Here is a 14,145-nt window from a genome sequence, read left to right as displayed (position 1 = left end):
AGTGTTTGACTATGGCAATGAACAAATTGGAACGCATTGAAAAGGACATTGAGAAAACCAAGGACAAGATCGCGGCGCTGCAAAAGCAGCTTCGGGAGCTGGAAGCGGCAAAGACCGAACAGGAAAACTTGCAGATCATCCAGCTTGTGCGGGGCCTACACATGACACCTCAGGAATTTGCCGCCTTTGTCCGGGAGGGCGCGTTGCAGGCACCCCCGGCCCCGCAGCCGGATTTTGAGCAGGACGAACAGGAGGAAAAAGCCGATGAAGAATAAAGCCATTCGCATGTTCACCGCAACACTGGCCGCTGTGCTTTGCATGGCGGCTTTTTCCGTCACCGCCTATGCCGGAGGCGTTGACCCTGATCCGCAGCCATTGCCGGAGGAAACGGAGGAACCCACCACCGGGGGGATTGAGATGGAACCGAAGGACGTCCCCGTCACTCCCAAGGGCAATGCGGCGCTGGTGGATGATTTTTTCGGGGATAAGCAGCTTATCACCGTCACCACCAAGGCCGGGAATTACTTCTATATTCTGATTGACCGGGCCAACGAGGACAAGGAAACGGCAGTGCATTTCTTAAACCAAGTGGACGATGCCGATCTGCAAGCCCTGCTGGAGGACGGCGAAACCGATCCGGAACACTGTACCTGCACGACCAAGTGTGAGGCCGGGGCTGTCAATACGAATTGTCCGGTGTGTAAAAACAACAGGAACGCCTGCACCGGGCCGGAGCCGGAAGCACCCAAGCCGGATACGGAAGAAAAACCGCAGGCGGAAAAATCAAGCGGCATGGGTGGTCTTGTGGTGTTCTTTGTGGTGCTACTGCTGGGCGGCGGCGCAGCCCTCTACTTCCTGAAATTCAAAAAGGAAAAAGCCGCCAACACGGGTAATGACGATCTGGCCGAGTATGACTTTGGCGAGGACGACGACGACGGGGACGAACCGGCCCCGGAGGTGGACGACGATACCGGCGAGGTGGAGGCCAGACCGTTAGACGATGATTTACTGGATGAAGATGGACCGAAAAAGGAGGATGAATAATTATGGCTTCACATATTCTTGTAATTGCAGAGAAACCAAGCGTGGCCCGCAGCATTGCGGCAGTGATTGGAGCGGAGAAAAAACAGGACGGCTACATGGAGGGAAACGGCTATCTGGTGAGTTGGTGTATCGGCCACCTTGTTTCCCTTGCCGACGCCGGGGCCTATAACGGGCGTTTCAAAAAATGGCGCTATGACGACCTGCCGATTTTGCCGCAGGAATGGCAGTACATCATCCCCGCCGAGAAGAAAAAGCAGTTTGAAATCTTACGTTCCCTGATGGAGCGCCCCGATGTGGAGAGCCTTGTTTGCGACACTGACGCCGGGCGCGAGGGAGAGCTGATTTTCCGTTTCGTCTACCAGATGGCGGGCTGCAAAAAGCCGTTCAAACGTCTTTGGATTTCCAGCATGGAGGACGCCGCCATCCGGGAGGGCTTTCAGCATTTGCACCCCGGCGCAGACTATGACGCCCTCTATCAATCGGCCCTATGCCGGGCGCAAGCGGATTGGCTGGTGGGGATAAACGCCACAAGGCTTTTCTCCATCCTCTACCACAAGACCCTGACCGTGGGCCGGGTGCAGACGCCCACCTTAAAAATGCTGGTTGACCGGGATGCCAAAATCAGCGGTTTCAAGAAAGAGAAATATCACGTTGTCCATATCGCGGCGGGCGGCATGGAGGCGGACAGCCGCCGCATTTTCAACCCCGGCGAGGCGGACAGCCTGAAAGCGGCTTGCTCCGGGGCGCAGGCCGTTTGTGTTTCCGTGGCGAGGGAGAAAAAGACGGAGCAGCCGCCCCGCCTCTACGACCTTACCACCTTGCAGCGGGAGGCTAACCGGCTCTTTGGCTTTACCGCCAAGCAGACCCTTGACTATGCCCAGCAGCTTTATGAAAAGAAGTGTCTGACTTATCCGAGAACAGACAGCCAGTACCTTACCGATGATATGCAGCCCACAGCGGAAAGCATCGTTTCCGGCCTCTGGCCGCTGCTTCCCTTTGCGGCGGAACTGGATATTTCCCCGCAGTTTGGCCGGGTGCTGAACAGCAAAAAGGTGAGCGACCACCACGCTATCATCCCTACGATGGAATTTGTTCAGAAAGGCTTTGACGGGCTGACCGAGGGGGAGAAAAAACTTCTCTCCCTTGTGTGCTGTAAGCTGCTTTGTGCCGTGGCAGCGCCCCATGTGTTTGAGGCTGTCACCGCCACTTTCACCTGCGCCGGAAACGAGTTTACCTCCAAGGGCAAAACCATCCTGACGCCCGGCTGGAAAGAGATTGAACGCCGTTTCCGTGCTTGCTTTAAGGCCGACGCCGACGAGGACGGGCCGGAGCTGGTGCGGGAACTGCCAGAGATCACCGAGGGCCAGACCTTTGACAAGGTGGAGGCTTCCGTTACCGAGCATTTCACCACGCCGCCGAAACCCTACACCGAGGACACGCTTCTGTCGGCTATGGAACGGGCAGGGGCCGAGGATATGCCGGAGGACGCCGAGCGCCAAGGTTTGGGAACCCCGGCCACCCGCGCTTCCATCCTGGAAAAGCTGGTGCAGATGGGATTTGTGGAACGCAAAGGCAAGCAGCTACTTCCCACCAAGGACGGCCATAACCTTGCCTGCGTCCTGCCGAATGTCCTAACCTCTCCCCAGCTTACCGCTGAATGGGAAACGAAACTGACGGCCATTGCCAAGGGCGAGGCTGACCCGGACAGCTTCATGGCTGACATTGAGGAAATGACGCGGGGGCTGATTGCGGGCTATTCGCAGATCAGCGAGGATGCACAGAAATTGTTTCAGACCGAGCGTGTGGTTATCGGCAAATGCCCGCGCTGCGGCGAAGCCGTCTACGAGGGCAAGAAGAACTACTACTGCGGAAACCGGGCCTGCCAGTTTGTCATGTGGAAGAATGACCGATTTTTTGAGGAACGAAAGAAAGCGTTCACCCCAAAAATCGCCGCCGCGCTCCTTAAAAGCGGGAAAGTCAAGATAAAGGGCCTCCATTCCGTGAAAACGGGAAAGACCTACGACGGCACGGTGCTTTTGGCCGATACAGGCGGGAAGTACGTTAACTACCGCATAGAACGGAGGGCGAAGAACTAAAAAACAGCAAGCATAGGGAGTGTAGCCACACACCCGGAAAAATCCCTGTCCCGGCCATTCTGCCGGGTCGGGGATTTTCTCTTTGGGGAAGCCCCAATCCCCTGTATGACGGATGCTCTGGTAGGACTAATTTCATTCAGATTTACTTTTCAAAATCGGATAGCCCTGCTATACTATGCGTAAAGAGTATATCATGCAAGGGAGGCACCAATGAAACAACCAGATAAAAAACAACGTTTTCATGGCATGGCTGCGATTGGGATGGGGCTTGGCCTGCTGTTCGGGATTTTATGGGAGAACCTCCCGCTTGGACTTTTGATAGGAACCGCATTGGCTGGCTTTGGCAATATGACAACGCAAAGGTAGGTGGATGATTATGAACGGACAGATGTATCAGATATGCTCCATAGTGGCAGCCGCCAGAAGGGCATTAAAAAACCGCAGCTCGATTTGTTACATACCCGCAGACTATGAGAACCCCTCACAATTTCTGTGTTTGACGGGGAGTGGAGGCTCACCATATACCGCTCACGATGTATCACAATGGTATGAACATCTCAAAGAGCAACATTTGACAGATATTCAACTCTATTGCCCTACTTCTGTCAGAGATCGCAGCCTGTTAGGTTTTTCCAATACGACCCAGGCAAGTATAGTGTGTTTTTTTAAGGGAAATCGAATGACCTATTTTATTGCTGATTGGAAGTTTGATTCCAAAGAGCGAAAGTGGAATGTCCTCTATACAGAACATCCATGGAATGACCCGCCGAAAGCATGGCCACGTTTTGAAAACAATACGCAAGCGTTCCGAAGTGTCTTGCACGATATTCAGGACTTGGCGCACCGGCTTGGATTTGAAGGCTTTGCAAACATCTTTTATCAAGCAGGAACGATTTTGGACGGCGGCAAGGAATATCCCGATAAAGCATATGGCCTTTCACTGCCGCCACTACCGGACAATCACTTGCGTGTGTTTGAGGCAGCCAGCCGAGCGGATGTATTTGGAGCGATGGGATCATGGAATGATTCGCCTCCGTGGGCAGCGCACGAAAAAGGATTGGAGCAGGAGTATGAAACACTGTCTGCGGAACTATTGAAGCAAATCCGGTTTGGATTATTATATGCCATCAATGAATGGTAGTCCGGCTGCTCTATGCGGATGTCCTACTTGTTGGAAGCGTTCAGCTTGTCAAAATAAACCGGATCGATTAGGCTGAATGAGGTGAGATAATGTATACGAACAGCAGAGAAAACGAAGTACGATTACTGAAACAGTTATGGGCAGGGCTTCCAACCATGTGTCCCAAATGCCGCCAAGCGGAATTAGTGCATCTTCATAAGAAAGCGAAAAAGAGTAATATAGATTGGAAGTGCCCTGCCTGCGGAGAAATTTACCGCACCATAAACATGCTGACGGAGTTACCAGATTCTTAAAAGTCCGTATGACCTTAGACTTGAAATATCGGCACACATTTAAAACAAAGGGCGTGTAGGCACTCTTATTCACAACTAAATACCAGCCGCCCATGGGCGGCACCACCCAGCAGGAAATCTTTCAAAGGTTTCCTGCTTTTCTTATGACATTTTTTAGGAAGGAGTGAAACTAAATGTCTTATAGCTCTTACGATCACGACAACTTAGAAACGGCCGACACCATGAAAATTGAGCGCCGGATTTACTTTGAAAGCGGCAAGTCCGATCTGTCCGAGCTTGTGAAGCTCCCCCTTGCGGAGCTTCTTTCCCTGCGGGCGGAAAGCGCCGCCGCAGAACAGGAAGTGTTTGACCGTTTGAAAACGCAGGCCGCCGCATGGGAGGAACAGGCCGGAAAGACCCTGCTTCTGGACAAAGCCCTGGAATATGCCCGGACACTTCCCGTCTCCCACACTGCCAACCAGTGGGAGCAGCCCGATAATTACCGGCATATCCGCAGCAACATGGTTTATCAGATGTATTATTCCATTTCCGAGAACACCCGGTACGACAGGGCCGCCCAAACCTCCGTCCCTTATTCCTGGACATTAAGTTGGAGCCTGCGCACCAACGCGCCGGGCACCTATCGGCAGGCTCGGATCGCCGGACAGGATCGGAAAGTCTTTGCCAGCCAGGAAGCGCTGGACAAATATCTGAATGGCCGTATCAAGGCCCATGCCCATTACTTTACGGAAATCTCACCGGCCATCCCCAAGGAGTATGCCGACTATTTCAAGGTCAACGGCTGTTTGCTCCCCGGCTACACCATCGAGGGAGAGGAACCGGCAAAAACCGAAGAGCTTCCCAAACAGGAGGAAACCACGCAGCCGCCGCAGACCATAACCACCCCGGAAAGGAGAAAACCCGTGAACGAAGTATTTTCCATTTTTCTTGATAACCGCGCCGAAGCGCAGACCGGCGGGCCGCATGGGTACTGGCTTTCCCTGCCGACTTCCGCCGAACAGGTACAGGAAGCCCTAAAGGAAATCCATATTACCGCCGACAACCAGCAGGACTTGTTTATTGGCGGCTTTTCCGCCCCGGATGGGCAACCGCTGGAACTGCCTGAGGAATTGATACAGGCTGCCAGTTTGGACGAACTGAACTTCCTTGCCGTGCAGATTCAAAAGCTGGACGATGTGGAACGTTCACAGTTAAACGCCATCATGCAGTCCCCAGAGATATTTCAGACCATCGGACAGGTCATCGACTATGCCGAAAATACCGATTGTTTTACCCTCATTGACGCCAAAGATTACCGCACCTTAGGGGATTACTACTTGAATCATTCGGGCCTGATGGTGATTCCCGATGCATGGAAACCGGCCATTGATACCGAACGGTTGGGCCAGTTTATCGCCAAGGAGGAACAAGGCACATTCACCGAGTACGGCTACCTTCTGCGAGCTGGGGAGGAATGGCAGCGCGTCCATGAGGGCCAGCCCGTGCCGGAGGAATACCGGGTGATTGCCTATCCAGCGCCGGAAGTGTTGCGGGAGGAAGCAAAAGCCCAGCCAGACCAGAAACAGGAGGACGAAGCCCCGCAGCCCGTTACCCCCATTATCCTGAACAGCCAGAACAGCGCCGACCGCATGCAAGAAATCACCGACTGGCTGGAAACCGGCATACAGGAGCTTTTCGAGAGTGAACGCTACAAAGCCTATCTCACCTCTATGGCGAAGTTCCATAGTTACAGCTTCAATAACACCCTCTTGATTGCCATGCAGGGCGGCCAGCTTGTCGCAGGCTATAACAAGTGGCGGGACGAGTTTCACCGCAATGTAAAGAAAGGCGAAAAAGCCATCAAAATCCTGGCCCCGGCCCCATTCAAGACGAAAAAAGAAGTGCCGAAGCTGGACGCCCAGGGAAGGCCGGTGATGGGACAGGACGGAAAGCCCGTCACTGAGGTACAGGAAATCCAAGTTCCGGCATTTAAAATCGTGTCTGTCTTTGATGTGAGCCAAACCGAGGGGGAACCGCTGCCCTCTATCGGCGTGGAAGAACTGACTGGCAGTGTGGAACGCTATGGGGAATTTTTCAAGGCGCTGGAACAGACCTCCCCGGTTCCCATTGGTTTTGAGGACATTCCGGGCGGTTCCCACGGCTACCACCACCTGACGGAAAAGCGGATCGCCATTCAGGAGGGCATGAGCGAATTACAGACCCTAAAGACGGCTATCCACGAGATCGCCCATTCCAAGCTCCACGCCATCGACCCGGAAGCCCCGGCCATGGAGCAGGCCGACCGCCCCGACAGCCGCACCCGCGAGGTGCAGGCGGAAAGCGTGGCCTATGCCGTCTGCCAGCACTACGGGCTGGACACGTCCGACTATTCCTTTGGCTATGTGGCCGGTTGGAGTTCCGGCAAGGACTTGAAAGAGCTGAAAGCCTCCCTTGAAACCATCCGGGCCACCGCCCATGAACTGATTACCACCATTGACGGCCACCTTGCCCAGCTTCAGAAAGAACGGCAGGCCCAGCAGGAACAGCCGCAGGCAGCCGAGCAGCCAGAACCGGACAGCGTATTTTCCAAGCTGCCCCCGGAGCAACAGCAGGAAATGACCGACAGCGTAAAAGCCATGCTGCAAACCCTCATTGAAGCGGATTTGAAATCCACCGGCGAAGTGTCGCAGGGAACCAAGGAGGCGGCGCAGGCGCAGGGCTTTACCGTTGCCGGGGATGGAACGCTGGAACAGGCAGAAGCCTCGCAGGAAGCCGCATACCATTTAGAAAGCGGCGATTACCTGTATATCCAGACATCCGAAAACGGATATGACTACATGCTGTATCGCCCCGACTACAAGGAGCTGGACGGAGGCCAGCTTGACAACCCTGACCTGTCCCTTATGGACGCTGGAAAGGAAATCCTTACTGCCCATGGAATACCGGATAGGACGATGGAACCCTTGACCGGCGACGCGCTGGCCGGTTTTCTGGAAGCCACAGAACAGGCCAACGCCATTCCCCAGCCGCAGGCATGGAACGGGACCGACGGCCTTTTGAATGGAAACCCGTTCATGCCGGAGGCGTCCCCGGCGGACCGAGCCGCTGCCCTGATTGCGGTGGCCGAGCAAAACGCCCCGCGTTTGGGCGGCGAGGAACGGCAGTTGATTATGGCCTATGCCGAGGCCGTGGACGATACCGAAAAGGTGATTGGGCTTATCAACCGCCTGTGTGAACAGGGCTATGAAATGCAGCACGGCCACATGGATGATTTTATAAAAAGCCAGATTGAAAGCGAGATTGCCGTTGCAAGGGCAGAACAGACCATCGCCCATGACCCGGCAGCGGAGCCGATTGTCACGATTCTTTGGAGTGAAAGCCCCCATTTAAAAGACGGCCAGCAAATGCCGTTGCACGAGGCCGAGGCCGTTTTCGGGGCGCTGGACAGTTCCAAACGCTTGGAACGGGAACAGCCAGACCACGCGGGGAGCTGGTACGATAAGACCAAGTTCCGCATTGATTTTACGATGCAGGGCCAGCCGGACAACTACGAGGGGCGGCAGGACTTTGGCGACGGCGACGGTTCCCTGATCGAGCATATCCAAGGGTATCACGAATACTACGCGCAGAATGAAAGTTGGAAAAACCATGTGCTGCACCACGAGGGGCCGGAGGCATGGGAGGCGGACAAGGCCCAGCGGGAAATGCTTCTCCATGAGTTTGTCCCTTACATGAAGCAGCACTGTACCCTTTCCCGTATGGAACAGGAGGCCCAGCGCCTTTTGCAATCCAGCGATTCCCTCCCGCCAGAGCAGACCGCCTATTTGACCGCCCTTGTGGACTATGTAAAGGAGTGCCGCCCGCTTCTCAATCAAGGCCAGTATCAGTTGCCGGAGCCGCCGCAGCTTTTCGACATTGATAAGAGCTTGCAGGATTACAAGGAGCAGGTACAGGCGGAGGTTGCGCAGGAGGCCAAGGCCACCGGTTTGACGGTAGAGGAATATATTGCTTCTGGTTCTGATGCTCCGGCACAGCCTAACTTTTCCATCTATCAAGTGCCGCGCGGCCCGGAGGGGCGCGACTTCCGCTACCGTTCCTATGAGGGCTTGCAGGCAGACGGCCTTTCCGTGGACAGGAAAAATTACCAGCTTGTCTACACAGCCCCGTTGGATCAGAACACCTCTCTGGACGAGATTTACCATCGCTTCAATATGGAACATCCCGCTGATTACACAGGACGTTCCCTTTCTCTGGGGGATATTGTGGTATTCCGGCAGGACGGGAAACAGACTGCCTACTATGTGGATAGCGTCGGTTATCGGGAGGTGCCGGAATTTTTCAAGGAGCAGGGGCAGCCGCTTACCCCTGACAAACTGGAAACGGGTGAAACCATTCAAACGCCAAGGGGGACTTTCTATGTAACCGCCATGAGCCGGGAACAGATGGAGGTTACCGGGTATGGCTTCCACCACCAGTCGGAGGACGGACGGTATCTCATTATGGCAAATGGTACAAGGGCCTTTGCCATCCCGGCCCAACACGACAGCCACATCAAAACCGCTGAAATGTCCACTGAACAGAGCGAAAATATGATCGACGGCATCCTGAACAACGCTCCGTCCATAGGAGAACTGGAAGCCAGAGCAAAAGCCGGAGAACAGGTTTCCCTTTCGGATGTCGCTGCGGCAGTGAAAGCAGAGAGACAAACACAAAAACAGGCCCACAAGAATGCTAAGACCAACCATAGCAAGAAAAAGCCCTCCATCCGGGCGCAGCTTGCGGTGGCTAAGAAGGAACAGAAGAAACAGCCCCCGGCGCGGGAGAAGTCAAAGGATATGGAGGTGGGAGGCCGTGAATAAGTTTGAGAATGTGGATGTTCTGGCCGTGCTGGAACAGATCATGCGCCAGAATACCGCCTTTTATCAGGATGATTTTGAGATTGACAAAGACATGCTCCGTAAGGCCGCCGCCAGTGATAAGGCCGAAGATAAAACCCTGCTGTGGATGTCGCGCCCCTCCGGAACGTACTGTTTCCGGGAACGTGACGTATTCTTGAAGGACACCCGACAATACAACACATGGAAATTTTATGGGGAGCAGACCCGCGACCATGTTCTTGCCTATGTCGTGGAGCTGACCGGCAAAGTGGGCGGGAAAATCCGTGGAACTCTCTATGAGCTGGACTACCAGCAGCATTTCCGGCACGTTATAGCCGAGGCGGTAAAAGCGGACAATCTCATTTTGCATTATGAAAAGGGCGACAAGGAGCAGCCCGCCGCGCAGTATTTTAACGGCAGCCCTGACCCCAAGTTGGGGGCGTTCCTGCGGTATGAGGCCAAGCCCAACGAGCCGGAAAACCTGCGTGAAGTGCTGCGGCAGGAGCAGAGAAGCCGGGAGCCGCTTGCCCCCGACGACTTCAAAAGCCACGTCGCCGCCCTGCGGGATGGACGGATTATGAGGGAGGCCCGGCGCATAGTGGCAGGAATGAAAGAGCTGTCCGCCCCCAACAGTCCAAACAAGACACATTTCATGGTGGAGCTGTCCCCATACTTTGTGCAGATCGCGTCCAGCAAGGACACTGACCGCCTCTTTTCCATGCTGCCTTATAAATCCCTGTGCTTTACGGGCATGAACGACCGGCATGGTCTGTATGCAGTGATACACAAGGACGAAAACCGGGAGAAAGAGGTACGGAGGCCCCGTACCTCCATCCGCAGGCAGCTTTCCGAAACGAAACAGGCCAAGGCTACGAAAAAGACCCCGGCAAGAACCAAAAAGAACGAATTGGAGGTATGAGGAATGTATTTCACCGTAGAGGAAGAAAACCTGATTTGTATGTATCATAAGAGTGACCGGCGCAGGACATCGGGAGCCATCCGGGCCGCCCTTCCGGATATGAGTGAGGATATGGCGGCGCTGGCCCGTCAGACCCTTGATAAACTGGACGCTATAAGAGACGCCGACTTTGAGGCCCAGCAGTTCCATTTCACAGACGAATAACCCAAGCAGGCAAAAGCGCCGGGCGCGGGGGCTATATGGCCCTTGCGTCCGGCGATTTTTTCGTGTGTCATACCAATCCATCCCGTTTTGATACATCAAACGTGACCGTTTGCAGCCGCGCAGGGATTATTCGCTTTGGCTGCTCTTTCGTTTCAACCTTCCCGATATACAGGCTGCGGCGGAATCAGGCAAACAAGGAGAAAGAAGCTACGCTGCCATTTGTAGAAAAAGTAACCTCTGATTCCGGGGGGAATGATAATAACACGCAGATATACTCCCGACTAAGAAAAAAATCCCCCATATTTCAGGGCTTTTCCCCGTTGCTTTTTCTACGTATTCCCTGACATTTTAGAACTCAACTAGAAATCCAACTCAATTTGTGAGCAATCGGTAAATGGTAAGAGGAATATACCATACAGCAACCACCAGACGCCAGGTCAGGATGACCCCGCCAATCAGGCCGCCTATTATAAAGTTCACCGCAATAATACCAACCGTGCCGCCTAAGTCATGTCCATGGGGAACCAGCCAGACAAACATCCGGCGAATCCCAAAGGGAATCCCGCAACAGAGCCAGACATAAAAATATTCCGTTTCGCCGTTTTTGGTAAAAACAGACTTGAAGATCAAAAACAGAAACAGTGCGATTACCAAGGTCAAAACTGTATGTTTCAAAAAATCTTTCCAAATCTCTCCGCGTGTCATCCTATCCCTCCATCATGTGTTGTAAGTACAGTCTCTATAAATCCGTATTTTGAATCGGCACTTCTGTTCACCGTGCTTTCTCCGCCAGGAGACAAAGCCAATGTTGTTTCCGATTTACATGTGCGGCTATCCGGGAAAAGCCTGCATCCTGTAAGTATTGCATCAACTGCTCCTGTGTAAAGATACGCATTCCATCGATAATGTCAGTCCATTTTTCGTCTGCCTGTTTTGTCCCGTCCGATTCATTCACGATCATAAATGTCCCGCCCGGTTTAAGTACCCGCCAGACTTCTTGAAAGCTCTCCACCGGCCCCGGCCAGAAATAGACCGTTTCAAAGGCTGTGATCACATCAAATGTCGCCGCTTCAAAGGGGAGACGAGACACATCCCCCTGCACAACGTTACATCTCCCAGCCTGCACCTCATTCCGATTGAATTGCTTTGTTTTATCGCAAGCGACCTTGGAATAATCCAGGGCTGTCACTCTTGCCGCCGGAAACCGCTTTAAAAGCGCTGCGGTATTGCGTCCTCCACCACATCCGAAATCTGCGACCATAGAATGCGCCGCCACCGGTATATCTGGAAAATAGGAAAGTCCCCAATCGGAAACAGCAGCATGGCCCTGATTCATACTGTTGACCATCATTTTCCCCATCCAGCCATCCGGCTTTCGGGTATTGTTAAAAAACTGTTTGAGAATCCCCATGGAATAACCTCCTTGCTCTCTTACTGAGTTTCCATTCACTAACTGATTTTATTATATAGGAACTCTACCAAAAAATCTATTGATTTTTCAAGGATATATGATTGTTGGAAAATCCATAGGGAAAAACAGCATGAACACGCAGAAATGAGATCGGGACATCGGTATCACTTTGTAGAAAAAGTAAATTCCGTTTCAAGGGGCAGAAGTATTCACACTCGGCTACCCTTCCAACCAAGGGAAAACACCTCGATATTTCAGGGTGTTTTCCCTTTACTTTTTCTACGCATACCCGCTTACACTTCATAGAATAATGTCACGAACTTGTGGACGCACTCTCCCAAAACAGTGATACGCTTTATATTTTCCTGTCGTAATAAATGAACGTGAGAATATCAGAAAACAGAGATAAGGCAAACGCTAACATAAGGCCAGAACCGACAAAAATAAGGCTTTCCAGATTTGCAACTTTTGCAGCAATAAAACATCCCCCGGCCAGTATAAGGTTTCCATACTTCGCAAGCTGAAAAGCACGGCTGGAATTTTTCAAAAGTACAAGCTGGTTCCGTTCGTCCATTTCGTTCGTTTTATCCTCTGCGGACATTTGTTTAGAAAAGCTCCGTATGATCAGGCCGCCAGCTATCAATAAATCCACACTGATTAAAACCCAATCTGTCCATTTTCTCCCAAATTGGAACCCTATAAGCAACAAACTTAAGCCGATTAGGGCCAGAAATAATCCAGATAGAAAACTTTTGCGATTATAAATCTTCACGTCTTTCATCCTCCAATGCTTTATTTTCTTTTAAGCAGCATAAGTCCTCAATCGTTACACCAAATGTCTCAGCTATCCGATAGGCCAGCATAAGAGACGGGGCGTACTGTTCTTTTTCGATTGAAATAATCGTGCGGACAGAAACATGCACCTGCACAGCTAATTGTTGTTGCGTCATTTTAGCCTGTGTCCGCAATTCTTTTACCCTTGTTTTCGTTTCATGCACCTCCAAAATATGAAGTTCACTTCGTATGAAGTTAGCTTCATGTTATCATGAATGGTTCCATTTGTCAACCAAAAATATGAAAGCCACTTCACATTAAAAAGGTCGTATGCCCTTTTCTAGCATACAACCCTGAGTTATATAAAGAAAACGATTGCGTCAACCATCGTTATGGTCATCATCTTCCTGTGTGCTTATTTTCCTTTTGGCAATGACTGCATAATAAGCACCGACACAGAAGCCAATCAACAAACCGATGGGAATATTCTTTAAAAGCGCACCCCAAATACAACCTAAACTGATTCCTATTCCCAAACATATAGGCGTTTTATTTGGTTGATTCCTGTTATGCTCAAAACCTTTCATGCAACCCACCTCCTCGTTCTTTATCTAAATATTTTTTGATTTAACAAAAGCCATGGAAGTGTTTAACCGATTTATATAGATTCCGTTGTATGCTCATACCATCACTCAAGCCCTGGCTTCTCAAATACCACAAGACCGCATTCATAGGGGTGGTCGTAATAATATGCTTCTATTCCTCGTGATTTGTGAAGCAGTATTTTATAGACGATCAGAAAATCACCGCCACCGGACAGAATCATCAGCTCCGCAAGGGCAAACCAAAATAGACTATGTAACATGCAGGCGACCACCATAAGACCGAATCCTAACACCAGCGTCGGCATCAGTCCCCCAAAAATATACTGCCACCGGCTTAAAGGCTCTGCACAGGTGCAGTAGGGGGTAAGCATTGACCAAATCACACCAAAGTCGATGGATTTAAAACGGTTTTTGGCAAAGCAACCCCAGGTCAGGCCGTGAATCAACTCATGAATCACAATCAAAGCGATAATCATGAGCAGCATTACAACACCATCCCAAGCTGTAAATGTTGCCGCACTATTGGGGACGGTCAGGTGGAACATCCATAGCGCCAGTGCCATAAAAGGAGCCATTACCAGGATAGCCAGGACATTCGCGGCCACAACCCCCACCGTTAAATCATACTTGATATATCCGTTTGCAATCATTGTCTCACAGATCGCATCGAAGTTTTTCTTTCTCTGCTGCTCTTTCCGAGACAGCTTCCGTTCTTTCTTTTGCATTTCTACCGCTCCTTGAATTTATTGCTTTTTTATTCTAGCATAAGTACAGTGATTTGGAAATATACTTGCGGAGCGAT

14 protein-coding genes are annotated in these 14,145 nt (G+C 51.8%); 8 read left to right on the top strand and 6 right to left on the bottom strand.

Annotated elements, in window-relative coordinates:
- The first annotated feature begins 11 nt into the window (after positions 1–11).
- The 8 genes from ACK2JC_RS03935 to ACK2JC_RS03900 all read left to right on the top strand — a co-directional run bounded on the left by ACK2JC_RS03935 (position 12) and on the right by ACK2JC_RS03900 (position 10,553).
- Positions 12–275: a DUF4315 family protein gene (locus ACK2JC_RS03935; RefSeq protein ID WP_092372002.1), complete on the top strand. Its 264-nt coding sequence runs from the start codon at positions 12–14 to the stop codon at positions 273–275.
- Entirely contained in the window at positions 265–1,044 is a 780-nt protein-coding gene (locus ACK2JC_RS03930; RefSeq protein WP_148510217.1) for a DUF4366 domain-containing protein, read from the top strand. Before ACK2JC_RS03935 ends, ACK2JC_RS03930 begins: the two co-directional genes overlap by 11 nt.
- 2 nt (positions 1,045–1,046) lie before the next feature.
- On the top strand, positions 1,047–3,140 hold the full coding sequence (locus ACK2JC_RS03925; RefSeq protein ID WP_368272100.1) for a DNA topoisomerase 3: 2,094 nt from the start codon (positions 1,047–1,049) through the stop codon (positions 3,138–3,140).
- A 210-nt stretch (positions 3,141–3,350) separates the two neighbouring features.
- Complete coding sequence (locus ACK2JC_RS03920; protein ID WP_187383029.1) at positions 3,351–3,506, top strand: hypothetical protein; 156 nt, start codon at positions 3,351–3,353, stop codon at positions 3,504–3,506.
- A gap of 10 nt (positions 3,507–3,516) precedes the next feature.
- Complete coding sequence (locus ACK2JC_RS03915) at positions 3,517–4,281, top strand: hypothetical protein (RefSeq protein WP_187383028.1); 765 nt, start codon at positions 3,517–3,519, stop codon at positions 4,279–4,281.
- Between the two features lie 466 nt (positions 4,282–4,747).
- Positions 4,748–9,412: an LPD25 domain-containing protein gene (locus tag ACK2JC_RS03910; RefSeq protein WP_148510214.1), complete on the top strand. Its 4,665-nt coding sequence runs from the start codon at positions 4,748–4,750 to the stop codon at positions 9,410–9,412.
- A 40-nt stretch (positions 9,413–9,452) separates the two neighbouring features.
- Positions 9,453–10,349, top strand: coding sequence for a hypothetical protein (locus ACK2JC_RS03905; protein WP_349741531.1), 897 nt, complete (start codon positions 9,453–9,455; stop codon positions 10,347–10,349).
- Positions 10,350–10,352: 3 nt separating this feature from the next.
- On the top strand, positions 10,353–10,553 hold the full coding sequence (locus ACK2JC_RS03900; RefSeq protein ID WP_006771526.1) for a transposon-transfer assisting family protein: 201 nt from the start codon (positions 10,353–10,355) through the stop codon (positions 10,551–10,553).
- Positions 10,554–10,925: 372 nt separating this feature from the next.
- On the opposite strand, the gene ACK2JC_RS03895 is transcribed toward ACK2JC_RS03900, so the two are convergent.
- The 6 genes from ACK2JC_RS03895 to ACK2JC_RS03870 form a co-directional block, all read right to left on the bottom strand.
- Positions 10,926–11,258 (bottom strand): DUF6050 family protein, encoded by a 333-nt coding sequence (locus ACK2JC_RS03895; RefSeq protein ID WP_368272101.1) that lies wholly within the window; start codon positions 11,256–11,258, stop codon positions 10,926–10,928.
- Positions 11,259–11,325: 67 nt separating this feature from the next.
- Positions 11,326–11,964, bottom strand: a complete 639-nt coding sequence (locus ACK2JC_RS03890) for a class I SAM-dependent methyltransferase (RefSeq protein ID WP_117622444.1) — start codon at positions 11,962–11,964, stop codon at positions 11,326–11,328.
- A gap of 355 nt (positions 11,965–12,319) precedes the next feature.
- Positions 12,320–12,736, bottom strand: a complete 417-nt coding sequence (locus tag ACK2JC_RS03885) for a DUF2178 domain-containing protein (protein ID WP_039890705.1) — start codon at positions 12,734–12,736, stop codon at positions 12,320–12,322.
- Positions 12,723–12,962, bottom strand: coding sequence for a helix-turn-helix transcriptional regulator (locus tag ACK2JC_RS03880; RefSeq protein ID WP_330391435.1), 240 nt, complete (start codon positions 12,960–12,962; stop codon positions 12,723–12,725). The genes ACK2JC_RS03885 and ACK2JC_RS03880 overlap by 14 nt, the downstream gene beginning before the upstream one ends.
- Before the next feature lie 156 nt (positions 12,963–13,118).
- Complete coding sequence (locus ACK2JC_RS03875) at positions 13,119–13,325, bottom strand: hypothetical protein (protein ID WP_092364998.1); 207 nt, start codon at positions 13,323–13,325, stop codon at positions 13,119–13,121.
- A 101-nt stretch (positions 13,326–13,426) separates the two neighbouring features.
- Positions 13,427–14,068, bottom strand: coding sequence for a DUF3267 domain-containing protein (locus ACK2JC_RS03870; RefSeq protein ID WP_092364995.1), 642 nt, complete (start codon positions 14,066–14,068; stop codon positions 13,427–13,429).
- Positions 14,069–14,145: the final 77 nt, after the last annotated feature.

Source organism: Enterocloster lavalensis (assembly GCF_046603895.1).
GTDB lineage: Bacteria > Bacillota > Clostridia > Lachnospirales > Lachnospiraceae > Enterocloster > Enterocloster lavalensis.
This window is presented reverse-complemented; position numbering and strand designations above follow the sequence as displayed.

Coding starts and splice junctions, on each gene's coding strand:
- ACK2JC_RS03895 (WP_368272101.1), bottom strand. CDS start 11,258: ATGACACGCGGAGAGATTTGGAAAGATTTTTTGAAACATACAGTTTTG.
- ACK2JC_RS03910 (WP_148510214.1), top strand. CDS start 4,748: ATGTCTTATAGCTCTTACGATCACGACAACTTAGAAACGGCCGACACC.
- ACK2JC_RS03890 (WP_117622444.1), bottom strand. CDS start 11,964: ATGGGGATTCTCAAACAGTTTTTTAACAATACCCGAAAGCCGGATGGC.
- ACK2JC_RS03875 (WP_092364998.1), bottom strand. CDS start 13,325: ATGAAAGGTTTTGAGCATAACAGGAATCAACCAAATAAAACGCCTATA.
- ACK2JC_RS03905 (WP_349741531.1), top strand. CDS start 9,453: ATGCGCCAGAATACCGCCTTTTATCAGGATGATTTTGAGATTGACAAA.
- ACK2JC_RS03900 (WP_006771526.1), top strand. CDS start 10,353: ATGTATTTCACCGTAGAGGAAGAAAACCTGATTTGTATGTATCATAAG.
- ACK2JC_RS03930 (WP_148510217.1), top strand. CDS start 265: ATGAAGAATAAAGCCATTCGCATGTTCACCGCAACACTGGCCGCTGTG.
- ACK2JC_RS03925 (WP_368272100.1), top strand. CDS start 1,047: ATGGCTTCACATATTCTTGTAATTGCAGAGAAACCAAGCGTGGCCCGC.
- ACK2JC_RS03915 (WP_187383028.1), top strand. CDS start 3,517: ATGAACGGACAGATGTATCAGATATGCTCCATAGTGGCAGCCGCCAGA.
- ACK2JC_RS03870 (WP_092364995.1), bottom strand. CDS start 14,068: ATGCAAAAGAAAGAACGGAAGCTGTCTCGGAAAGAGCAGCAGAGAAAG.
- ACK2JC_RS03935 (WP_092372002.1), top strand. CDS start 12: ATGGCAATGAACAAATTGGAACGCATTGAAAAGGACATTGAGAAAACC.
- ACK2JC_RS03920 (WP_187383029.1), top strand. CDS start 3,351: ATGAAACAACCAGATAAAAAACAACGTTTTCATGGCATGGCTGCGATT.